Genomic DNA, 21,109 nt, shown 5'->3' with positions numbered 1-21,109 from the left:
ATGGGCTATGGTTCGTACTGGTCTAGTCCGGACTAGACCACATGTCGCGAAAGACGGTCAAGTCCGATACCGGATGAATCGAGGGATGAGCTCAGGATGACCACCAAGATGCGCAGTGAGATCGCCGAGCAGCCGGAAGCGCTGCGGGCCACGCTCGACGCCCTGCTCCCCAGGGTGGGCGAGGTGAAGGCGGTGGGCGAGCAGACTCGCCAGCTGCTGTTCATCGCGCGTGGAACCTCCGACAACGCCGCAGTCTACGGCCGCTACCTGGTCGAGTCCCACGCGGGCCGGATGGGCGCGCTGGCGGCGCCGTCCATCGCGACGACCTACCGGCGCAAGCTCGACCTCGACGGCGTGCTGGCCGTCGCGATCTCCCAGTCGGGCCGGACGGAGGAGATCGTCGAGACCCTGGCCTGGGCCAAGGACTGCGGCGCGAAGACGGTCGGCATCACCAACGGCGGCGAGGACAGCCCGCTCGCCCAGGCGGCCGACGTCGCGCTGTGCACGATGGCCGGCGAGGAGAAGGCCGTCCCGGCGACCAAGACCTACACCACGCAGCTTGCCGCGCTGGCCGTGCTCGCGCTGGGCCTGGGCGCCGACGTGAACGCCGAGGACCTGCGGCGGGTGCCCGACGCGGTGGAGAAGCTGATCGCCGAGCCGGGCGACCTGGACGCGGTCGTCGAGGGGCTGCTGGACAAGCCGGGCGTGGTGGTGTCCGGACGCGGGCTCGCCTTCTCCACGGCCCTGGAGACCGCGCTCAAGCTCAAGGAGGCCTGCTACCTGCACGCCATGGGCCTGTCCTACGCCGACCTGCTGCACGGCCCGATCGCCGTGGTCGACGCCGACACCCCGGCGCTGCTGGTGGCCGCCGAGAACAGCCCCACGCTGTCCGGCACGGTGGCCCTGGCCGAGCGGGTCGTGGCGGCGGGCGCGGCGGCGTACACGATCGGTGGCGGCGACGCGCTCGCGCAGGCCGGCACGGCCGCGCTGAACGGCCCCGACCTGCCCGAATGGGTGGCGCCGATGGGCCTGATCATCCCCGGCCAGCTCCTCACCGAAGCGCTGGCCCGGCGCCTCGGCATCGACCCCGACTCGCCGCGCGGCCTCAACAAGGTCACGCAGACGGACTGAGCGAGGCACCTCGTTTAGCCTGGTCACGGAGTTGGAACGAGGGAGGACCGGATGGCGGCGGATGTGAATGCGATCATCGCCGGTCTCGGCGGTGCCGACAACATCATCGAGATCGAGCCCTGCATCACCCGGTTGCGCACCGAAGTGCACGACGCGTCCAAGGTCGACCAGGCCGCCCTCAAGGCGGCGGGGGCGCACGGCGTGATGGCCGCGGGGAACGTGGTCCAGGTCGTCGTGGGGCCCGAGGCGGACACGATCGCCAGCGACATCGAGGACATCATCGGCTAAGGGCGAGACCATGACGACTGTTCTCGCCCCGGTCGAGGGGGCGGCTGTGGGGTTGGCCGCCGTGCCCGATCCGGTTTTCTCCGCGGGCATGGTGGGACCGGGAACGGCGATCGACCCGCTGCGGGGGCCCGGCAAGGCCGTAGCCCCCATAGCGGGAAAAATCATGAAACTGCATCCGCATGCCTACGTCATCGTGGGGGACGACGGCAGGGGCGTGCTGGTGCACCTGGGCATCGACACGGTGCAGCTCAAGGGGAAGGGGTTCCAGCTGCTGGCGGCCGAGGGCGACAGGGTCAGCGCGGGGCAGCCCGTGGTGGCGTGGGACCCGTCCGTCGTCGAGGCAGGCGGACGGTCCCCGGTCTGCCCCGTCGTGGCCCTGGACGCCCTCTCGGAGTCGGTGACCGGCGTCGTCCAGGGGGCGGTGCACGTGGGGGACGAGCTGTTCACATGGACGTAGACACCGTCGGCGCGGTCCCCGAGACCGGCGTGCGACGCCCCAGCGGCACGGTCGTACCGGCAGAAGACGTCACAATAGGCGTGCCCCCAGCCATGCCGGCGCCCGGCCCGACCGCGAGCGGCCGGCCGCCATTCACGCAAGGGTCCAGCTGGTCTGGACCGGGTACAGGAGGAGAGGCTCATGGGTGAGCGCAAGGTCACGGTCGCGGCGGAGGTGGGTCTGCACGCCCGTCCCGCGGCGACGTTCGTGAAACGGGCCCAGCTGGCCCCGATGGACATCAGCGTCGCCAAGGCCAGCGGCGGCGGCGCCCCGGTCAACGGCAAGAGCATCCTCGCCATCATGGCGCTCGACGTCCGGCAGGGCGAGACCGTCGTGATCACGGCGGAGGGCGACGGCTCCGAGGAGATCCTGGACGAACTGGCCACGATCGCCGGAGCGCCATGAACCTGCGGGGGGTTGGGGTCAGCCCGGGAATCGGGCACGGCCCCGCGTACGTTCTGACCGCCTCTGTGCCCGAACCCCCCGAGGGCTGCACCTACACCGGTGAGGCGGAACAGGAGAAGGAGCGGGCCACGGCCGCGCTCTCACAGGTCGCGGGCGAGCTTGAGGCCCGCGGCAACCAGGCGGGCGGCGAGGCCGAGGAGATCCTCAAGGCCCAGGCGCTGATGGCCGAGGACCCCGGTCTGGTGGTGAAGGTCAGGACCCTCATCGACCGGGGCCTCGCCGCTCCCCGGGCGGTCTTCGAGGCGTTCACGAAGTACCGGGACGTGCTCAGCGGGGCCGGCGGCTACCTGGGCGAGCGGGCCGCCGACCTCGACGACATCAGGGACCGGGTGATCGCCCTGCTGACCGGGCACCCGATGCCGGGGCTGCCGGCCGCCCCCGAGGTGCCGTACGTGCTGGTCGCGACCGACCTGGCGCCCGCCGACACGGCTCTGCTGTCCAGGCGGGACGTGGCCGGGTTCGTCACCGAGCAGGGCGGCCCCACGAGCCACACCGCGATCATGGCCAGGGCGATGGGCGTGCCCGCCGTGGTCGCCTGCCCGGGGGCGACCGGCATCCCCGCCGGCGTCCCCGTCCTGGTGGACGGCACGACGGGCGAGGTGAGCCTGGAGCCGTCCGACGACCACGTGGCCGGCGCGCGGGACGCGGCGGCGGCGAAGCAGGCGGCGATCGGGGCGGCCAAGGGACCGGGCCGGACCGCCGACGGGCACGCGGTGCCGCTGCTGGCCAACGTCGCCGGCCCCGCCGAGCTGGCGGAGGCGCTGGCCGCGGGGGCGGAGGGCGTCGGGCTCTACCGGACCGAGTTCCTCTTCCTCGACCGGGCCGAGGCCCCCGCCGTCGAGGAGCAGCGACGGGCCTACCGGGCGGCGCTGGAGGCCGTGCCCGGCGCCACCGTGGTCGTGCGCACGCTCGACGCGGGCGCCGACAAGCCGCTGCGGTTCCTGCCCGCCCCCGCCGAGCCGAACCCGGCGCTGGGGGAGCGCGGGCTGCGCCTGTTCAGGCGCTTTCCCGAGGTGATGGACGCGCAGTTGCGCGCGCTGGCGGCGGCGGCCGAGCACGCGCCGGCCGAGCTGCTGGTGATGGCGCCCATGGTGGCCACGGCCGAGGAGGCCAGATGGTTCGCCGACGCCTGCCGCGCGCGCGGGCTGTCCAAGGTGGGCGTCATGATCGAGATCCCGTCGGCGGCGCTGCGGGCCGGGCAGCTGGCCGGGGTGGTGGACTTCGTCTCGCTCGGCACCAACGACCTGGCCCAGTACGCCTTCGCCGCCGACCGCCAGCTCGGCACGGTGAGCGGGCTCCAGGACCCGTGGCAGCCGGCGCTGCTCGATCTGATCGCCATGTCCTGCGGCCATGGCAAGCCGGTCGGCATCTGCGGTGAGGCGGCCGCCGATCCGGCTCTGGCGTGCGTGCTGGTCGGGCTGGGGGCGACCACGCTGTCGATGGGGGCGGCGGCGCTGGGCGCCGTGCGGGCGGCGCTGGCCGCGCACACGCTGGAGCAGTGCAGGATGGCGGCGCGCACCGCGCGGGCCCAGGTCACGGCGGCGAACGCGCGCGCGGTCGCGCGCACCCACCTGCCGGGGCTCGCGGCGCTGGGGGTGTGAACGGGCCGTTTTCGGGTCGCGGGACTCGTGCGGGCCGCGGCATGGATACCTTGGAAGGCATGTTCAGACGGATCGGCCCGGCAGGGCTCCTGGTGTTGGCGCTGACCGCGTGCGGCGGCGGCGGTGGCGCCCCGGCGAGCGCGGCCCCGGCGGGCGACGGGGCCACCCCCGCCGCCACCCCCGCGGGCAGCACGACACCGCAGAGCCCGCCGCAGGCCGCGTCCGACCCGGTGCTGCGGGCCCTGCGGCGGATGACGCTGGAGGAGAAGGTCGGCCAGCTGTTCATGCCCGTCCTGTACGGCACCGCCGCCGACACCGTCTCCGGCGAGAACCAGGCCCGCTACGGCGCCCAGACCCCGGCCAAGGTGATCGCCCGCTACCACCTGGGCGGCGTCATCCTCTTCCCGGCGAACGTCAAGTCCACGGCCCAGGTCGTCCAGCTCACCAACGGCCTGCAGGAGGCGTCGAAGAAGGTCCCGCTGCTGGTCGGCACCGACCAGGAGAACGGCCTGGTGTCCCGCATGTCCGCGCTGATGACCGATTTCCCCGGCGCGGCCGAGATCGGCGCCACGAAGGACCCGGCGAACTCCAGGGCCGTGGCCAGGGCGACCGGCGAGGAGCTGCGGGCGCTCGGCGTCAACCTCGACTTCGCGCCGGTCGCCGACGTCAACGTCAACCCGCGGAACCCGGTCATCGGCAGGCGGGCCTACGGCGACGACCCGGCCGCGGTGGCGAAGATGGTCGCGGCGGCGGTCAAGGGCTTCGGCGACGCCAAGGTGGCGGCCACGGCCAAACACTTCCCGGGTCACGGCGACACCTCCGTCGACAGCCACACCGGCCTGCCGGTGATCAAGCACACCATGGCCCAGTGGGAGAGGATCGACGCGCCGCCGTTCAGGGCCGCCGTCGGCGCCGGGGTCGACGCCGTGATGAGCGCCCACATCGTCTTCCCCAAGCTCGACCCGTCGGGCGACCCGGCGACGTTGTCCAAGCCCATCCTGACCGGCCTGCTGCGGCAGAAGCTCGGCTTCAAGGGCGTGATCTCCACCGACGCGCTCAACATGGAGGGCGTGCGCAAGAAGTACGGCGACGGCGAGGTGGCGGTGCGCGCCGTGCTGGCCGGGGCCGACCTGCTGCTCATGCCGTACGACCTGGGCAAGGCGTACCAGGCGGTGCTGGCGGCGGTGAAGTCGGGGCGCGTCTCCGAGGACCGCCTCGACCAGTCGGTGGTCCGGCTGCTCAGGCTCAAGCAGAAGAGGGGCCTGCTGTCGGCGGCGCCCGTCGCGTCGGCGCAGCAGGCGGCCGGCGTGCTGCGCTCGCCCGAGCACCGCAGGCTGGCCGCCAAGGTGCGGGCCGCGGGGTAGGCGCGAGAGCCGATTCGCGGGGTTCTATCCTAGAACCGGATTCGAGCGAGGAGGCGGTCGTGGTCGCAGGGGTGCTCATCGACTGGGGTGGCGTGCTCACGACCAGCCTGACCGACTCCATCGCCCGGTGGCTCGCGGCCGACCGGATCGACGCCGAGCACTACCGTTCGGTGATGCGCGAGCTGGTCGACCACGCCTACCGGGGCGGCGAGGGGCAGAACGTCGTGCACGCGCTCGAACGCGGCGAGCTCGACGGCCCGGCCTTCGAGCGCGATCTGGCCGCGCGGCTGCTCACCCTGGACGGCGTGCCGCCGGTGGCCGAGGGGCTGCTGGAGCGCATGTTCGCGGGCTTCGAACGGGTTGACGCCATGTACGACATGCTCCGCGACGTACGGAAAAATGGTGTTAAGACGTGTTTGTTGTCTAACTCCTGGTCGAACACCTACCCGCGCCACGAATGGGACGGCCTCTTCGACGCGGTCGTGATCTCCGGCGAGGTCGGCATGCGCAAGCCCGAGGAACGCATCTTCCGCCACGCCCTCGACCAGGTCGGACTGCCCGGCGACCAGTGCGTCTTCATCGACGACATCGAGGCCAACATCCTGGCCGCCCGCGAGCTCGGCATCACCGGCATCCACCACCGCGACGCCGACACGACCCTCACAGAGCTGGAGACCGTACTCCGGCTCACGCTGCGACGGGCATGATGGTGCCCTTGCGATTTCGGAAAGGTTCGTGATGCGCGTCTATCTGCCGTGCACCCTCCCCGCCCTCGCCCGCGCGGTCGAGGCGGGGGAGCTGGGTCCGGCCCCCCTGACCGGTTACGCGGTGACCCCCGCGCTGACCGAGTGGTACGCCTCGGGCGACACCGAGGAACTGGAGTACGTCGCGCTGACCGAGGCGGCCCGCGCCTCGCTGCGCATGCTGGCCGCCGACCGCGCCGACGGCGTGGCCGCCGCGCACCGGCGGGTGGTGGTGGCCGCCGAGGTGCCCGACGGCTCGGTCTCGGCCGGCGTCGACCTGGAGGAGCGGGCCCGCGTGCGCCTGGCCGCGGCCGTCCCGATGGCGAAGGTGGCCGCGGTGCACGTCGACGACCACGACGCCGTCGGCGACATCGAGGCCGCCGTCGAGGCGTTGCCCGCCGCCGACGACGGCGACGACGACGCCCGCTTCACGGTCGACGGCGCCGAGGCCCACGAGCTCATGTGGTACGCCACCCAGGAGATCCCGGACCTGCTGGGTTCATAGGATCGTCACCCTTGTCGAATAAGCTTGCTGGGACATGACAAAACACATCATCTGGGATTGGAACGGGACGCTCTTCCACGACGTCGAGGCCGTCGTCGGCGCCACCAACGCCCTGTTCAAGCCGTACGCGCTGCCTGAGCTGACCGCCGACGGGTTCCGTGCGGTCTACACCCGCCCCATCTGGGTCGCCTACGAGCGGCTGCTCGGCAGGCCGCTGGCCGAGGGGGAGTGGGAGCTGCTGGACGACGGGTTCCACGAGCACTACTTCAGGCTCAGCGCCGCCTGCGGGCTGGCCCCCGACGCCGAGGTGGTGCTCGGGGGCTGGGCCGGCACCCAGTCGTTGTGCTCGATGGCTCCCCACGCCCATCTCGTGCCGATCGTCGAGTCCTTCGGCATCACCCGGCACTTCACCCGGATCGACGGGCTGGTCGGCACCACGGGCGGCGAGAAGGCCGTGCACATGACGGCGCACATCCAGGCCCTCGACCTCGACCCCGGCGAGATCCTGGTGATCGGCGACAGCGTCGACGACGGGCTCGCCGCGCGGCACGTGGGCGCGCGGGCGGTGCTCTACACCGGCGGCATGACCACGCGGGCCGAGCTGGAGGGCACCGGCCTGCCCGTGGTGGACACGCTCGCCCAGGCGCTCCAGTACGCCTGAGGGGGATATGCCGGATCCGCCGGGGGGCAGCCCCCGGCCGGGCCGGGGCCGTACCCTTGCCGGGAACCCCTCAGGAGGTCGCCATCAACCGCCTTGTGCTCTGGAACGTCGATCTCACCCTGGTCGACGTCGCCATCGTGACCCGGGACGCCTATGCCGAGGCGTTCCGCGCCGTGACCGGCCGGCCGCTGGTCAAGCTCGTGCCGCCGCTCGGCCGTCCCGACTCCGAGATCGTCTTCGAGACGCTGGCCGTCAACGGCATCCCGGCGCAGGACGACCACCTGCCCAGGTTCCTGGCCGCCCTCGCCCTCGCCTTCGCCGACCGGCGCGGCCGGCTGGCCAAGGAGGGCCGGATGATGGCGGGGGCCAAGGACGCGCTGAAGTCGGTGGCCCGGCTCGACGGCGTCGTGCAGTCGGTGCTGACCGGCACGATCAAGGGCAACGCCGTGCACAAGCTCAAGGCGTTCGGGCTGGACAGGTACGTCGACTTCGAGCTCGGCGGCTACGGCGAGGAGGTCTACCCCAAGGCGACGCTGCTCCAGGTCGCGCAGGGGAGGGCCAAGCAGCGGCTGGGCACGCCGTTCACGGCGGCCAACACGGTGGTGATCGGCGACTCCACGCGCGACGTGCAGGCCGCCAGGATCGGCGGGGCCGCCGTGATCGGGGTCGCCTCGGGGCGGTCGACGGCCGCCGAACTGCGCGAGGCGGGCGCCGACCTGGTGCTGCCCGACCTGTCGGACGCCTCGGAGGTGGTGGCCGCGGTGGCCGGCCTGACCTCCCCGCTGGACCGCAAGGCCGGCTGACCCCGCCCGGTCGCCCCGCCTCCGCCGACACGACACCCAGCCCCGGCTGACGCGTCCCCGTGCGGCGCGTCAGGGCAGGGCGGCGAGGAAGCGGGCGGCGACGGGGGCCGCCACGGCCGAGCCGGCGCCGCCGCCCTCCACGATCACCGCGAACGCCACGTCCCCTTTGTAGCCGATGAACCACGAGTGCGCGGGCGGCTCCTTGCCCGAGCCGTACTCGGCCGTCCCGGTCTTGCCCGCGGTGCCCGCCGGGAAGTGCGCGCCCTTGGCGGTGCCGTCCGTGACGACGGCGGGCATGAGCTTGCGCAGGGCCGACACCACGCCCCGCTCCAGCGGGCGCGGACGGTCGTCGGAGGCCATCTCCTTGGACACGATCCGCGGCGGGATCCAGGCGCCCGAGGCGATTGCGGCGGCGACGGAGGCCATGTTGAGCGGGCTGGCCAGCACCCGGCCCTGGCCGATGGAGGCCGAGGCGAGGTCGGTGTCGTCCTTGGGGTCGGGGAACTCGGCCCGCACGGCGGGCACGCCGGGCCTGATCGGGGTCCCGAAGCCGAAGCTCCTGGCCACCTCGGCCAGCCGGCCGCCGTTCAGCTCGGCCACGCTCATCTCGCCGAACGTCGTGTTGCACGAGTGCGCGAAGGCGTCCTGGAAGGAGAGCGTGCCGTAGTCCTTGAAGCCGGCGTTGTGGAAGGGGAAGCCGCCGATGTTCTTCTCGGCCGGGCAGGTGACCGTCCTGCCGGGCTCGACCCCGTCCGCGACCAGCGCCGAGGCCGTCACGACCTTGAACGTCGAGCCGGGCGGGTACTTGCCGAGCAGCGCCCGGTTGAAGCCGCCGGGCTTGTTGACCACGGCCAGGATCTCGGCGGTCGAGGCGCGCAGCGCCACCAGCGAGGCCGGCTTGGTGACGCCTTCCAGCGCAGCGGCCCCCGCCGCGTGCACCTTCAGGTCGATGGTGGTGCTGAACGGCTTGGTGCCGCCCGGCTTGGCCAGCGTCTCGACCAGCTCGTCACCCTTGTAGAGGCCGATGATGGAGTCGCCGCCCAGGTCGAAGCGGTCGGGGTAGGTCTGCTTGATGCCCTCGACCAGCTGCTGCACCGAGCCGGGGGCGTCCGCGCCGCCGATCTCGGTGCCGTCGGCGGCCAGGACGCGGGTGGAGTCGCGCTTCTGGGCGACCAGGCGCAGCGAGAGGCCCTTCCTGAGCTTGGGGTGGATGGTCGCCGGGGTCCAGGCGACCTTCCAGGCGCCGTCCCGCTCGACCAGCTTGAGCCGGCCGCTGTACGTCCAGTCCCGGGGGCCTCGCAGGCTGACGGAGAAGCCCAGGTAGCCGTCGTCGTCCGGGCCGTTGTCGGCGAAGGGGCCGGTCGAGCGGGGGCGGGTGAAGGTGGCCTGCTCGGCCTTGAGGTCGGTGAGGAAACGCCGGTGCCAGGCCTCGAAGTCGGTGGGCGGGTCGGCGACGAGCCCCCGCATCTTCGCATAATCCTGGACGGACCAGGCCGAGAGGTATTCGTCGGTCGTCTGCTCGGGTGAGCCCTTCGTGCGCAACAGCCAGACCGTGGCCCCCGCCGCCACGATCAGCACGACAAGGACGGTCAGGACCAGCGGCCACCTGCGCCGCCGTCCGCGACGCGATCCCTCCGGCCGGGCGCGCCCGTACAGTGTCCCCGTTTGTGATGCCATGGCCCGAGGACACCAGAGACGGAGGAGTCCCGTCCAATATTGATATGACAGCTATATGGATATAAATCTAGATATAGTGGCTGGTCATGGACTTGGTCCGGCATCTCCGCTACTTCGTCGTCGTGGCGGAGGAACTGCACTTCGGGAACGCCGCGATCCGCCTCGGCATGGCGCAGCCGCCGCTCAGCCAGCGCATCAGACGTCTGGAGGAGGAGCTCGGCGTGCAGCTGTTCGACCGCTCCGCCCGGCAGGTACGCCTCACCGAGGCCGGGCGGCTGCTGCTCGGCGAGTCCCGCGAGATCGTCTCCAGGGTCGAGCGGCTGCGCGAGCTGGCCCGCCGCGGCGACGGCGGCGTGCTCAAGATCGGGGTGCCGCCCGACCTGGCCGCCTCCGTGATCGCCGCCCTGGTCGCGGGCTTCCGCGCGGTCAATCCGGACGTACGGCTCGTCCCCGTCGAGACCTGGACGGCCGACCAGGTGTCCGCCCTGGCCGGAGGCACGATCGACGTCGGGCTCGTCCGCCATCCGGTCGCCGCCCCCGGCCTGGACTTCGGCCAGGTGCTCGTGCAGCCTCTGGGCGTGCTGCTGGCCGGGGACGACCCGCTGGCCGGGGCCGGCGAGGTGCACCTGACCGATCTGGCCGGGCGCGAGCTGCTGATGCCGCCCAAGGAGGGCGAGCCGGGCTGGCACGCCGAGACGCTGGCCGAGTGCCGCCGCCACGGGTACGTGCCCGGCCAGGTGCACCAGGGCGCCGGGCTCGGCCTGGTGCTCGCCGGCCAGGCGGTGGCGTTCGGGCCCAGGGCGGACGTCCCTGGGCTGGCCTGGCGGCCGCTGCTAGGCTCGCCGATCGCGTGCCGGGTCTCCACGGCCTGGCGCGCGGCGACGGGCCCGAAGCAGGACTGGGTCGCCGAGTTCTCGGACGTCGCCGTACGCACGTTGAAGGAGAGCGCCGGGATGACCGACGAGGGCGCCGCGCCCGCGCGGCGGATCAGCCGGAGGCCGGGGATGCTGGCATGAGCGATCCCGACTACGCGGCGCTGTTCCGGATGGCCGGGGTGACGGGCTGGCTGCACGCCTGCGACATCGACTCCGGACGGGAGTCCGGCCACGGCGCCGACGAGCCGATGCCCCTGGCGTCGGTGTACAAGCTGCCGCTGCTGGTCGAGTTCTGCCGGCAGGCCGACGCCGGGCGGCTGGACGCGACGGCCCCGACGACCGTGACGTCCGGCCAGCGGGTCTCGGGGCCCACGGGCCTGTCGGCCATGCTCGACGACGTGACGATGTCGCTGCGCGATTTGGCGTACCTGATGATGGCGGTGAGCGACAACACCTCCGCCGACGTGCTGCTCGACCGGGTGGGCATGGACAACGTCAACGCCATGCTGGACGCCTTCGGCCTCGACGGCACCCGGATGCTGCAGAGCGGCCGCGACCTGTACGAGACCATGGAGCTGGACACCGGCCACGGGTGGCCGTACCTGGATCTCGACGACATCTCCCGCATGCGGGCGCTCGACCCCGCGCACACCAACCGCAGCACCCCGCGCGAGATGACCCGCCTGCTGTCCATGATCTGGCGGGACGAGGCCGCCTCGCCGCAGTCGTGCTCCTGGATGCGCGGCGTGCTCAACATGCAGGTGTGGCCCCACCGGCTGGCCTCGGGCTTCCCGTACGACGACGTCGAGGTCGGCGGCAAGACCGGGTCGCTGCCGACGCTGCGCACCGAGGTCGGCGTGGTCGAGTACCCCGACGGCGGCCGGTACGCGGTGGCGGTGTTCACCCGCTCGTTCAGCACGGCGGTCATCCAGCCGCGCGCGGACGCGGTGATCGGCACCGCCGCCCGTATGGCGGTGGACCACCTACGGAGGTAGCAAGTTATGGGGGAGGTCAGGTATGACTTTCCACCTGACGGGCGACAGGATGGGGCACATGGTTGCTGAAGGTGCGCTTCTCTGGGAACCGACCGGCGAGGTCGTGTCCGCCGCCAAGCTGACCCGCTACCTGGAGTGGCTGGGGCGGTCCGGCGCGAGCTACGAGGAGGTGTGGCAGTGGTCCGTCGACCGTCCTGAGGAGTTCTGGACGTCGATCTGGGACTACTTCGACGTCGTCGGGGAGCGCGGCGACGGGCCGGTGTTGTCGGGGGAGATGCCGGGGGCGACCTGGTTCGCGGGCGCCGAGGTCAACTACGCCGAGAACGCGTTGCGGCGCACCGAGGGCACCGCCCTGGTCTTCGTCTCCGAGGACGGCGCCCGCCAGGAGCTGACCCACGCCGAGCTGCGCGACGAGGTGGCCCGCGTCCGCACCGGCCTGGCCAGGCTCGGCGTCACCAGGGGCGACCGCGTGGCCGGCTACCTGCCGAACATCCCGCAGGCCCTGATCGCCTTCCTCGCCACGGCCTCGCTCGGCGCCGTCTGGTCGGCCGGCTCGCCCGACTTCGGGGTGCCGAGCATCGTCGACCGGTTCCGGCAGATCGAGCCCAAGGTGCTCATCGCGGTCGACGGCTACCACTACAACGGCAAGACCTACGACCGGTCCGACGCCGTGAACGAGATCGCCGCCGAGCTGCCCACGCTGCGCGCCACGGTCTGGATCCCCTACCTGTCGGCGGCCGGCGAGGGCCGCGCCCCCCAGGAGGCCGAGCCGGCCGCCGCGCACGCCCGTTCGGTGCCGCACGGCGAGGTCATCGGCTGGGCGGGGCTGCGGGCCGAGGCGGGGCCGCTGGAGTTCGAGCGGGTGCCGTTCGGCCATCCGCTGTGGATCCTCTACTCCAGCGGCACGACCGGGCTGCCCAAGCCGATCGTGCACGGGCACGGCGGCGTGCTGCTGGAACACCTCAAGTCGCTCGCCTTCCACCAGGACCTGGGCGAGGGCGATGTGTTCTTCTGGTACACCACCACGGGCTGGATGATGTGGAACTACCTCGTCGGCGCCCTGCTGGTGGGGGCCACGCCGGTGCTCTACGACGGCTCGGCCACGCATCCCTCGCCCGCCGCGCTCTGGCGGATCGCCGCCTCGGAGAAGGTGACGTACTTCGGGGTGGGGGCGCCGTACATCATGGCCTCGCTGAAGGCCGGGCTGCATCCGGACGGGCTGGAGCGGCTGCGCGGCATCGGCTCGACCGGCTCGCCGCTGCCGCCCGAGGGCTTCGCCTGGGTCGCCGCCGAGCTGCCCGGCACGCCGATCGGGTCGTTCTCCGGCGGCACCGACGTGTGCACGGGGTTCGTCGGGGCCACGATGCTCCACCCGATCAGGGCGGGGATCATCCCGTGCCGGTCGCTGGGGGCCAAGGTGGAGTCGTACGACCCCAAGGGCGAGCCGGTGATCGGCGAGGTGGGCGAGCTGGTGCTGACCCGGCCGATGCCCTCGATGCCGGTGATGTTCTGGAACGACCCCGACGGGCGGCGCTACTTCGACAGCTACTTCGACGTCTACCCGGGCGTGTGGCGGCACGGCGACTGGATCAAGATCAACGAGGACGGCAGCTGCGTCATCTACGGCCGCTCCGACTCGACACTCAACCGCGGCGGCGTGCGCATGGGCACCAGCGAGTTCTACCGCGTCGTGGAGCGGTTCGACGAGATCGCCGACAGCCTCGTGATCGACACCGGGCAGCTCGGCCAGGAGGGCAGCCTGCTGCTCTACGTCACCCTCGCCGAGGGCGCCGAGTTCGGCGAGCGGCTCGAACGCGCCCTGTGCGCGGCCCTGCGCCAGGAACTGTCGCCCCGGCACGTGCCGAACGAGATCCGCGTCGTGCCCGGCATCCCCCGGACGTTGTCCGGCAAGAAGCTGGAGGTGCCGGTGCGCAAGATCCTGCTCGGCACGCCCGTCGAGGAGGCGGCCAACCCCGACGCCATGGCGAACCCGGAGGTGCTGCGGCACTTCAGCCCGTGACGGGGAGGGCTCAGGGCTCCAGCCCGAACAGGGGGAGGCAGGCGTCGAGGTTGCGGATCTCGACGTCGGGGGACGGCGACCAGTTCTCGCGGGCCATGCGGAAGCGCCGGGTGACGACCGGCTCGCCCCTGCGCGCGTGGACGGTGACGCCGTCCTCGCGGTAGCCGAGCTTCCTGGTCACCGCCAGCGAGGCGTGGTTGTCCTCGAACGCCTCCGTCACGGCGTGCCGGGCGCCGAGGCCGGCGAAGGCAAGGTGCAGGACGGCCCTGCGCATCTCCGTGCCGATGCCGCGGCCCTGGAACCGCCGGCCCAGCCAGGAGCCCGTCTTGACCTCGCGGGCGACGGGAAAGCTGGTCGCCATGACGCCCTGGGTGCCGACGACCTGGCCCTCGTGCACCACGACCAGCTCCAGCGACCAGTCGTCGGCGGTGAACCCGGCCCAGTTGCGGAAGTGGTACTGCACCGTACGGCGGGCCCGCTCGGCCGGGGGCGCCTCGGTCCACGGGAACAGGAACGGCATGAAACCGGCCTCGTGGACGCCCTCGGCCGCCCGGTCGGCCAGTTCGTCGAGGTCGTCGAGGGTGGGGTGCCGCAGTTCCAGCCGCGGCGTGGTGATGGAGAGCTCAAAGAGCGGCCAGTTACGCATATTCCGGCATACTTCCAGGCGTACCTCCGCGTGCGCGACTCCTTTTTTGCCCGGCCCCGAACTTTGCCGGAAAGGATTTGCCGAACGGTGTGCGTTCCGGGTGTCGCCTTGGCTAAGGTTGGGGCTGTTCGGAGGGGTGAAAAGAGGCCGGGCGGGTGAACGCGCAGCTCGCTCCCCGGCCTCTGGAGAAAAGGCGGATGCGTCCATGGCGCATCCGCCTTTTCTTTGTTCCGCTGATTTCGCGCGGGTCTCGCCTCGGTCCACGCTTGCTAAAGGTTTGACCGTGCCGTCGCATAAAAGCGATATGCCGGTTTTTAGTGGGATTTGCCAGTGTCGTGAATTGTCGGCGATCTGGGTAGGCGTTGACCTATGATCACAAAGGTTCGGAGAGCGGTTGTTTTCGCCGCTCTCGGGTGTGGTGGGCTTCCCTTCCTGGCCGGTACGCCCGCCGTGGCGGACACGCCGGACAAAGCGGACAGGGCGCACACGGCGGACGCGGCGGACACGGTTGACATAGAAGACAGGGCGTACCGGCCGGACAGGGTGGACCAGGCAGAGAGGGCCGACCGGGCGGACAAGGCGGATCGGGCGGACAAGGCGGTGCCCGGCGGGGGGATCGTGCTGCGGCCGGGCGACCGCGGCGAGACCGTCAGGCGCCTCCAGGAGCGGCTGCACCGGAACGGCTACTACTACGGCAGGCTCAACGGCGTCTACGACGAGCAGACCAAGTTCGGCGTGTGGGCCTTCCAGAAGCACCGGCACCTGCGTCCTCAGGGTGCGGTCGGGCCGGAGGTGTGGCGGGCCTTCGACCGTCCGGTGCGGATGAGGCCGCTGGTGCCGCGCGGCGAGGCGGACCGGGTCGAGATCAACCTGCGCTACCAGCTGCTCATCGTCTACCGCCACCGCCGTCCGGCGCTCATCTCGCACGTCTCGACAGGCGCGCGGGTGAACTACTGCGAGAACGGCCACTGCGGCAACGCGATCACCCCGACCGGCGACTTCCACGTCACCAGCCGCGCGCCGGGCTGGACCGAAGGCCCGCTCGGCACGATGTACGACTCGCTCTACTTCGTCGGGGGCATCGCCATGCACGGCTCGTCGAAGGTGCCGCTGCGGCCCGCCTCGCACGGCTGCGTCCGCCTGCCGCTGCCCACCTCGAAGCGGCTGTTCGACATGGTGAAGATCGGCGAGCCGGTCTATGTGCGGGAGAAGTAGGTCAGACGCCTTGCGGCAGCCGGAACAGCCGGTCGGGGTCGTAGGTGGACTTCACCTCGGCCAGGCGGGCGGCGTTGGGGCCGTAGTAGGCGCCGCGCCAGCCGGTCAGGTCGGGGTCGACGTAGTTCACGTAGGCGTGCTCGCCGAAGTGCGGGGTCAGCTCGCCGTGCAGGCGGCGCAGCCACGTCCGGTCCGTGCCCTTCGCGTAGTACTGCACGCTGTAGAGCGCGGCCCGGTGCGGGAACGCCGTGGCCGCGGGCTTGACCCGGCCCACCGCGCCGCCGAGCGCGTCCAGCAGCACGGCGTGCCGTCCGCCGCGCGCCACCCCGTCCACCAGGCGGCGCACGCCGTCGGCGGGGAGCTCGGCGTAGGCCAGGTGCGACTTGGCGGCGAACGCCTCCCGCCGCGGCCGGCGGCACTGCGCCACCGGCCGTGACGCGCATCCCGCCATGATCATCATGGCCTCCCGGTACGACGTCGTCCGCACCGACCTCGACGACGGCGCGCCGACCCGCGCGACCAGCGGGGCGAGCAGGCGGTCCAGTGACGCCTTCGTGCCCTCGTACGTGCCGACGAGGAGCACGTCCAGGTCGCGTTCCTCGCGCGCCAGGTGCAGCGAGGACCACAGCTCGTCCGGCGCGGACGGCGCCCACGACTGCCAGGCGCGCACCGCGGCCCCGGCCCTGGACCACGGCCAGTGCAGGAAGAACACGGTCAGGTCGCGGGTGGCGTGGGTGCGGAAGGTGAAGGAGACCGCGACGCCGACGTTGCCGCCGCCACCGCCGCGGCAGGCCCAGTAGAGGCCGGAGTGGTGGGTGGCGTCCGCGGTCAGCAGGCGGCCGTCGGCCGTGACCACGCGTACGGACTCCAGGGTGTCGCAGGTCAGGCCGTACTTCCTGGACACCACCCCGATGCCGCCGCCCAGCGCCAGCCCGGCGATCCCGACCGTGGGGCACGAGCCCGCGGGGATGCTCACGCCATGCCGGGCCAGCCCGTCGTAGACGTCGACCAGCTTGGCGCCCGCCCCGATCGTGGCCCGTCCGGCGGCGTAGGCGACCGTGTTCATCCGGGACACGTCGATGACCAGGCCGGTCCCGGTGGACCAGCCCGCGTAGGAGTGGCCGCCGGAGCGTGGGGTGACCGCGACGCCGCTCGCGCGCGCGAAGGCCAGGCACGCCGAGACGTCCGCCGGGCTCGCGCAGTAGGCCACCCCGCCGGGCCTGATCCGGTCGTAGGCCGGGTTCACCAGGCGGCGGGCGGTGTCGTACCCGGAGTCGCCGGGCAGCACCAGCGTGCCGGCGAGCCGCCCGCGCAGCCGCGCCCAGTCCGGCGGCGGCGCCGACCGTCCGGCGCCGAGCGCGCCGATCAGCTCCGCGCCGCGCGTGCCGGTGCCGTGGGGACCCGGGCCGTACGGTCCGGCGCCGGTGGCCGGCGCGGCGGGCGTCCGCGCGTCGGCGGCCAGTGCCAGCGGCGCGAGCGCGGTGAGGTGGAGAAAGTCGCGGCGGTCCATGGGCGTCCCCCGTCGGTCGTGTCGAACCGATCGATGAGACGCCTGGCCCTCCGGACAAGTTCGTCACAACTACATCACTACCGACATCACCCCGCTGTCCCGCCAAATCCGAAGATGTTGGTACTGGCCCCCACCCGCGTCAGCCCGGGGGCCTTCCGCATCACACCGTCCTTGACCAGCCGCAGCGGCGACGTGGGCGGCTTCGGCGCCTCCCCGCTCGTCTGGACGATCCGCAGGGCCAGCGCCGGGCACATCTCGACCGCCCGCCGCGCGTCCTTGACCATCCACCCCGGCACGTTCCGGAACGACGGGAACCCGTAGTCGTCCAGCTCCACGAACTCCGGCAGCAGGTGCGCGCACAGGCCGTGCCCCTGGCAGCGGGTCCAGTCCACCTCCAGCCGGTACTCGGGCTCCACCTCCGGCTCGGGCATCGGCAGCACGCCGCGCACCGGCCGGCCGCACGAGCCGTGCTCCAGGTGGAGTGCGATCTCGCTCTCGAACGCGTCCAGCGCCGACAGCACGAACTTGGCCGTGCCGTCGGGATGGAAGCACGCGCCACGCCGCTCGACGGCCCGCACGCACCGGCGCACGGCGTCCACGGAGCCCGTGCCCTCGGCGATCGCGCACAGGGCACGCGCCACGTCGGGCAGCCCCAGACGGCAGGGCCCGCACTGCCCGGCCGACTCGGCGGCCAGGTACGAGGCCACCCTGGCCGCCTCGCCCAGCGGGCAGGTGCCGTCACCGAGCGGCACGATGATCCCCGCGCCCAGCGTGGCGCCGGCCAGCTTCATACCCTCCCGCGAGATCACCGCCGACCCGGCCACCTCCGCCGACAGCCACGCGCCGTGGTAGCCGCCGACCAGCACGCCGTCCCCGGCCTCGGCCTCGCACAACGCGAGCACGTCGGCCAGCAGGACGCCGGTCGGCGCCTCGATCACCGCGCCGTTGGCCGCGCCGCCGCTCACCGTGAGCAGGATCGTGCCGGGCTCCTTGCTGGTGCCCACCTCGGCGTACTTCTGGGGGCCGTACTCGGCCAGCAGCGCGAACTGGGCGTAGGTCTCGGTGTTGGACAGCAGGGTCGGCAGCCCGTCCACGCCGCTCGTCGCGGCCCGCCGCTTCCTTCCCGGCGGGATGGCCTCCTCGCCGTTCACGCCGCGGACGAGCGCACCGCCCTCCCCGCTGATGAACCTCTCCGCCAGCCCGACGACCCGGATCGGGATGCGGCTCTCCGAACCGCCCGACACGTTCGCGGCCCGGCGTTCGGCCACTGCCGCCGCCACGGACGACTCGGCCACCTCGCCCTCGACCGTGGCCACGACCACCTCGCGGGCGCCCAGCGCCTCCGCCGCCAGGATGGCGCCGTCCAGCACGAGGTGGGGGTTGCGGGTGAGCAGCATGGCGTCCTTGGAGCTGGCCGGCTCGCCCTCGGCGCCGTTGACCAGCACCACGCTCTCGCCCGTGCCCGCCGCGTCGGCCACGGCCCGCAGCTTGCGGGCGAACGGGAAGGCGGCGCCGCCCCGTCCGCGCATGTCGACCTCGTTCACCATGGAGATGAGCTCGGCCAGCTCGCGCGGCCGCGGCTCGCCGTGCAGTGTCCGGTGCGCGGGCAGGTCGAGCCGCCGGCAGTGGTCGAGCCCGGCGGTCAGCCGCGCCGGGCCCATCCGCAGCACGCGCGGCACCCGGTGCGGGATCACGACCGGCTCCCCGGGGTCGCGCGGCGCGGGTTCATCCGGCCTCCCGGTACCTGCGCCGCGCGTCGGCCAGGCTCACCGGCGCGTCGGCGGCCGCCGTGGCAGCCGCTGTGGCCGCGGCCGTCGCCCGCGGCCGCTCGACGGGCACGTCTGCCGCCACCCCGGCCGTCACGGCGGGCGCCTCCACCCTCTCCGGTACGACGGGCGGCCTGCGCAGCGTGGCCAGCACCCGCACGATCAGCGCGGACCCGACCGCGGCCAGGCACGCCACGTACGACCAGGCCACCCAGCCGGCCGGCGACCGGCCCGCGGTCAGCCCGTGCATGATCGCGATGGGCCAGGCCAGGTAGGCGGCCGAGTGCAGCAGCCGCCACAACCACGGCGTCCCCCGCACGGCGAAGCGGCCCCTGAGCATCCCCGTGGCCACCGCCACGACCATCAGGTCGAAGGCGAGCGCGCCGAACCCCACGTAGATCCCGGCGACCGGCACGACCGCCGCGCCCGGCGGCGCGTGTCCCAGGCTGATCATGAGGACGATGTGCGTGACCAGGTAGGCGAGCCCGATGAGGGCGGTGGCGCGGTGCGCGAGCTGGGCCCTGACCCGGTTGGGCGGGGACAGGAACACGCGTTCGGTGGTGACCAGGCCGAGCGCGACCGTCGCGGTCAGCAGCACCAGGGCGAACACGCCCGCGTAGAACTCTAGGAAACTCACTCCTCGGCCGAGCAGCGCGACGCCGCGTTCTGTCCTGGCCAGCGCGAACACCGACAACAGGACGGCCGTCAACGAGGCGCTCGCCCCCAGCCGGACGTTCCTTGTGTCCAGCTTGGTGGGGGCGTGCCGGGGGTGTCGTCTGTGGAGCATCTATTTCCCTCCAAGGTCGGGTGAGGGTACGACTCGGAAGGCTGATGGGGACGTGTCAGCAGCGGCGACCCCGGTTGATGCACGAGACGACGAACTGCATCAGCCGTTCGGGCATGACGTTGGCGAAGTCCGCGTGGTCGGTGACCGGGTTGTGCTTCTGTTCAGGGAACGCGTCCACGGCGAACGACGGACCCTGTGGAACCGTGTAGGCGAGGAGCATGCGCAGTTGCGGAATCGCCCTGGTGCCTTGCGGACAAGCGCCGTTCTGCCCGGGGAAGACCACGTGCGTGCGGTGATTGGCGCTGTCGGTGTTCTGACCGTCCCAGCAGCTGGGGAAATCCAGAATACGAAGAACCTGACTTCCGCGCGGGCAAAGCGGATATTTATCGGGACTTATGCGATTTGTGAATCCTGTGCAGCTCCAGCGGGCGCGGGCGTTCGCGGCGCCGTTCGTCCCCGCCTTGGCGTCGCCGGTGATCAGGCGCAGGAACCTCGGCATCGCGACGACCCTGGAGGTCGCGTTGCCCCGGAACTGCAGGCTCACCGTGCCGGCGCGGATCACCCGGCCCACGTTGCCGTCGGGGTCCTGGGCATTCGCGTCCACTTTGCGGTCGCGCAGAACTGGCCAGAAGTAAGTGGATTTATCCCCTAGGCGGCAGGTGGTTCCGGCGGCGGCCAGGCTCTCGTCGGTGGAGAAGCCGTCCGTGGACAGGTTGCCGACGTAGTCGTGGAGATGGTGGGCGCCGTTGCTCACGCCGGGGGCCACGATGAAGTTGTCGGGGTTGTTGTGACCGTTGCGGTTGGTGCCGCACTGAGCGACGAACGTGCCGCGTGAGCCGTTCCGGCCGATGCCGGCGTCGAGCCTCAGGGGCTGGACCTGGCGGATGTCCACGAAGTCGGTGACGAACGGGCCCAGGTCCTTGCAGTCGTCGTCCTGTGAGGCCGTGGGGGAGGGGGAGGCGGTCCGGGGCGGCCGGCCACGCCGGTCCTGCGACTGATCACCGGGGTCCTGCGGGTTCTGAGGATTCTGGGGGTCCTGCGGGTCTTGGGGGTTTTGTGGGTCCTGGGGGTCCTGGGGGTCCTGGGGTGTGGCCGTGGGGGTGCGGGGGGAGCGGTCGCGGCGGAACAGGGCGTCGCCTGGGTCCTCCGGCTCCGGCGACTGCGCCGGGTCGCGCAGCACGATCCCGCCGCCCTGCACCTGCTGATCCCCGTCCTGCCCCTGCCGGTCCGGCGCCTGCTGGTCGGGCGCCTGCTGATCCGGAACCTGCTGGTCCGGCACTTGCTGGTCCGGGGCCTGCTGGTCGGGTGCCTGCTCGTCAGGCGCCTGCTGGTCCGGGGCCTGTTGGTCGGGGGCGCGGTCGCGCTGGCGGCGGGAGTCGTCCTGGCTCGCCTGGGCCGGGTCGCAGTGGTCGGCCCGCGCCGGGGCCACGCCGATGACGGCGGCGGACACCAGGCCGCCCGCCGCCACGGCAAGAGCGGTCATGGCCGCGGCCATGCGCCCGGTTCTCATGGTTGTCAGCCGTTGCATGGTGGGAGGTACGCGGGCTTACACCATCAGGTT

The 21,109-nt window shown here is 72.4% G+C and carries 20 protein-coding genes; 14 read left to right on the top strand and 6 right to left on the bottom strand.

Annotated elements, in window-relative coordinates:
* Positions 1-96 precede the first annotated feature (96 nt).
* The 10 genes from AB0J46_RS03250 to AB0J46_RS03205 all read left to right on the top strand — a co-directional run bounded on the left by AB0J46_RS03250 (position 97) and on the right by AB0J46_RS03205 (position 8,057).
* On the top strand, positions 97-1,131 hold the full coding sequence (locus AB0J46_RS03250; protein ID WP_364325717.1) for an SIS domain-containing protein: 1,035 nt from the start codon (positions 97-99) through the stop codon (positions 1,129-1,131).
* 51 nt (positions 1,132-1,182) lie between these two features.
* Positions 1,183-1,419: a PTS glucose/sucrose transporter subunit IIB gene (locus tag AB0J46_RS03245; protein ID WP_352349299.1), complete on the top strand. Its 237-nt coding sequence runs from the start codon at positions 1,183-1,185 to the stop codon at positions 1,417-1,419.
* A gap of 10 nt (positions 1,420-1,429) precedes the next feature.
* Entirely contained in the window at positions 1,430-1,876 is a 447-nt protein-coding gene (locus tag AB0J46_RS03240; RefSeq protein ID WP_364325714.1) for a PTS glucose transporter subunit IIA, read from the top strand.
* A gap of 180 nt (positions 1,877-2,056) precedes the next feature.
* Positions 2,057-2,320, top strand: coding sequence for an HPr family phosphocarrier protein (locus AB0J46_RS03235; protein ID WP_352321677.1), 264 nt, complete (start codon positions 2,057-2,059; stop codon positions 2,318-2,320).
* The gene (gene ptsP, locus AB0J46_RS03230; protein WP_364325711.1) at positions 2,317-3,981 is read left to right on the top strand and encodes a phosphoenolpyruvate--protein phosphotransferase; all 1,665 of its coding nucleotides are present in this window, start codon (positions 2,317-2,319) and stop codon (positions 3,979-3,981) included. The genes AB0J46_RS03235 and ptsP overlap by 4 nt, the downstream gene beginning before the upstream one ends.
* A 59-nt stretch (positions 3,982-4,040) precedes the next feature.
* On the top strand, positions 4,041-5,345 hold the full coding sequence (nagZ, locus tag AB0J46_RS03225; RefSeq protein ID WP_364325708.1) for a beta-N-acetylhexosaminidase: 1,305 nt from the start codon (positions 4,041-4,043) through the stop codon (positions 5,343-5,345).
* 59 nt (positions 5,346-5,404) lie between these two features.
* Positions 5,405-6,052, top strand: coding sequence for an HAD family phosphatase (locus AB0J46_RS03220; RefSeq protein WP_364325705.1), 648 nt, complete (start codon positions 5,405-5,407; stop codon positions 6,050-6,052).
* Positions 6,053-6,083: 31 nt separating this feature from the next.
* Positions 6,084-6,593 carry a hypothetical protein gene (locus AB0J46_RS03215; protein WP_357990569.1) on the top strand — a complete coding sequence of 170 codons (510 nt, stop codon included), beginning with the start codon at positions 6,084-6,086 and terminating at the stop codon, positions 6,591-6,593.
* A gap of 34 nt (positions 6,594-6,627) precedes the next feature.
* Positions 6,628-7,254 carry an HAD hydrolase-like protein gene (locus tag AB0J46_RS03210; RefSeq protein ID WP_352321686.1) on the top strand — a complete coding sequence of 209 codons (627 nt, stop codon included), beginning with the start codon at positions 6,628-6,630 and terminating at the stop codon, positions 7,252-7,254.
* Positions 7,255-7,349: 95 nt separating this feature from the next.
* Positions 7,350-8,057, top strand: a complete 708-nt coding sequence (locus AB0J46_RS03205) for a haloacid dehalogenase-like hydrolase (protein WP_364325701.1) — start codon at positions 7,350-7,352, stop codon at positions 8,055-8,057.
* Positions 8,058-8,126: 69 nt separating this feature from the next.
* Here the strand turns inward: AB0J46_RS03205 and AB0J46_RS03200 are convergent, their stop codons facing one another.
* Positions 8,127-9,635, bottom strand: a complete 1,509-nt coding sequence (locus AB0J46_RS03200; RefSeq protein ID WP_364325698.1) for a penicillin-binding transpeptidase domain-containing protein — start codon at positions 9,633-9,635, stop codon at positions 8,127-8,129.
* 185 nt (positions 9,636-9,820) lie between these two features.
* Here AB0J46_RS03200 and AB0J46_RS03195 point away from each other — a divergent pair, with 185 nt between their 5' ends.
* The 3 genes from AB0J46_RS03195 to AB0J46_RS03185 are packed head-to-tail and all read left to right on the top strand — an operon-like array spanning position 9,821 to position 13,624.
* Positions 9,821-10,750, top strand: coding sequence for a LysR substrate-binding domain-containing protein (locus AB0J46_RS03195; RefSeq protein ID WP_364325695.1), 930 nt, complete (start codon positions 9,821-9,823; stop codon positions 10,748-10,750).
* Complete coding sequence (locus tag AB0J46_RS03190; protein ID WP_364325692.1) at positions 10,747-11,604, top strand: serine hydrolase; 858 nt, start codon at positions 10,747-10,749, stop codon at positions 11,602-11,604. Before AB0J46_RS03195 ends, AB0J46_RS03190 begins: the two co-directional genes overlap by 4 nt.
* A 58-nt stretch (positions 11,605-11,662) precedes the next feature.
* Positions 11,663-13,624, top strand: a complete 1,962-nt coding sequence (locus AB0J46_RS03185; RefSeq protein ID WP_364325689.1) for an acetoacetate--CoA ligase — start codon at positions 11,663-11,665, stop codon at positions 13,622-13,624.
* A gap of 10 nt (positions 13,625-13,634) precedes the next feature.
* Here the strand turns inward: AB0J46_RS03185 and AB0J46_RS03180 are convergent, their stop codons facing one another.
* The gene (locus tag AB0J46_RS03180; protein ID WP_364325686.1) at positions 13,635-14,270 is read right to left on the bottom strand and encodes a GNAT family protein; all 636 of its coding nucleotides are present in this window, start codon (positions 14,268-14,270) and stop codon (positions 13,635-13,637) included.
* Positions 14,271-14,813: 543 nt separating this feature from the next.
* On the opposite strand from AB0J46_RS03180, the gene AB0J46_RS03175 reads away from it, so the two are divergent.
* Positions 14,814-15,485: a L,D-transpeptidase family protein gene (locus AB0J46_RS03175; RefSeq protein WP_364325683.1), complete on the top strand. Its 672-nt coding sequence runs from the start codon at positions 14,814-14,816 to the stop codon at positions 15,483-15,485.
* Position 15,486: 1 nt separating this feature from the next.
* Here AB0J46_RS03175 and AB0J46_RS03170 read toward each other — a convergent pair whose 3' ends face one another.
* The 4 genes from AB0J46_RS03170 to AB0J46_RS03155 form a co-directional block, all read right to left on the bottom strand.
* A complete protein-coding gene (locus tag AB0J46_RS03170) occupies positions 15,487-16,995 on the bottom strand; it encodes an FAD-binding oxidoreductase (RefSeq protein ID WP_364325680.1) in 1,509 nt (502 codons plus the stop codon).
* 86 nt (positions 16,996-17,081) lie between these two features.
* Positions 17,082-18,689, bottom strand: coding sequence for an NADH-ubiquinone oxidoreductase-F iron-sulfur binding region domain-containing protein (locus tag AB0J46_RS03165; RefSeq protein ID WP_364325677.1), 1,608 nt, complete (start codon positions 18,687-18,689; stop codon positions 17,082-17,084).
* A 31-nt stretch (positions 18,690-18,720) separates the two neighbouring features.
* Complete coding sequence (locus AB0J46_RS03160; protein WP_352349331.1) at positions 18,721-19,548, bottom strand: hypothetical protein; 828 nt, start codon at positions 19,546-19,548, stop codon at positions 18,721-18,723.
* A gap of 55 nt (positions 19,549-19,603) precedes the next feature.
* A complete protein-coding gene (locus AB0J46_RS03155) occupies positions 19,604-21,043 on the bottom strand; it encodes a DUF1996 domain-containing protein (protein WP_364325673.1) in 1,440 nt (479 codons plus the stop codon).
* Positions 21,044-21,109: the final 66 nt, after the last annotated feature.

The organism is Nonomuraea sp. NPDC049758 (genome assembly GCF_040674635.1).
Taxonomy (GTDB): Bacteria; Actinomycetota; Actinomycetes; order Streptosporangiales; family Streptosporangiaceae; genus Nonomuraea.
Note: the sequence above shows the minus strand (reverse complement) of the source record. Positions and strands in the feature narration are given on the sequence as shown.

Bases quoted from the DNA above. Each gene is read 5' to 3' on its own strand.
- AB0J46_RS03170 (WP_364325680.1), bottom strand. From the start codon at position 16,995: ATGGACCGCCGCGACTTTCTCCACCTCACCGCGCTCGCGCCGCTGGCA.
- AB0J46_RS03215 (WP_357990569.1), top strand. From the start codon at position 6,084: ATGCGCGTCTATCTGCCGTGCACCCTCCCCGCCCTCGCCCGCGCGGTC.
- AB0J46_RS03190 (WP_364325692.1), top strand. From the start codon at position 10,747: ATGAGCGATCCCGACTACGCGGCGCTGTTCCGGATGGCCGGGGTGACG.
- AB0J46_RS03250 (WP_364325717.1), top strand. From the start codon at position 97: ATGACCACCAAGATGCGCAGTGAGATCGCCGAGCAGCCGGAAGCGCTG.
- AB0J46_RS03235 (WP_352321677.1), top strand. From the start codon at position 2,057: ATGGGTGAGCGCAAGGTCACGGTCGCGGCGGAGGTGGGTCTGCACGCC.
- AB0J46_RS03245 (WP_352349299.1), top strand. From the start codon at position 1,183: ATGGCGGCGGATGTGAATGCGATCATCGCCGGTCTCGGCGGTGCCGAC.
- AB0J46_RS03180 (WP_364325686.1), bottom strand. From the start codon at position 14,270: ATGCGTAACTGGCCGCTCTTTGAGCTCTCCATCACCACGCCGCGGCTG.
- AB0J46_RS03155 (WP_364325673.1), bottom strand. From the start codon at position 21,043: ATGGCCGCGGCCATGACCGCTCTTGCCGTGGCGGCGGGCGGCCTGGTG.
- AB0J46_RS03195 (WP_364325695.1), top strand. From the start codon at position 9,821: ATGGACTTGGTCCGGCATCTCCGCTACTTCGTCGTCGTGGCGGAGGAA.
- ptsP (WP_364325711.1), top strand. From the start codon at position 2,317: ATGAACCTGCGGGGGGTTGGGGTCAGCCCGGGAATCGGGCACGGCCCC.
- AB0J46_RS03185 (WP_364325689.1), top strand. From the start codon at position 11,663: ATGGTTGCTGAAGGTGCGCTTCTCTGGGAACCGACCGGCGAGGTCGTG.
- AB0J46_RS03240 (WP_364325714.1), top strand. From the start codon at position 1,430: ATGACGACTGTTCTCGCCCCGGTCGAGGGGGCGGCTGTGGGGTTGGCC.
- AB0J46_RS03210 (WP_352321686.1), top strand. From the start codon at position 6,628: ATGACAAAACACATCATCTGGGATTGGAACGGGACGCTCTTCCACGAC.
- AB0J46_RS03160 (WP_352349331.1), bottom strand. From the start codon at position 19,548: ATGCTCCACAGACGACACCCCCGGCACGCCCCCACCAAGCTGGACACA.
- nagZ (WP_364325708.1), top strand. From the start codon at position 4,041: ATGTTCAGACGGATCGGCCCGGCAGGGCTCCTGGTGTTGGCGCTGACC.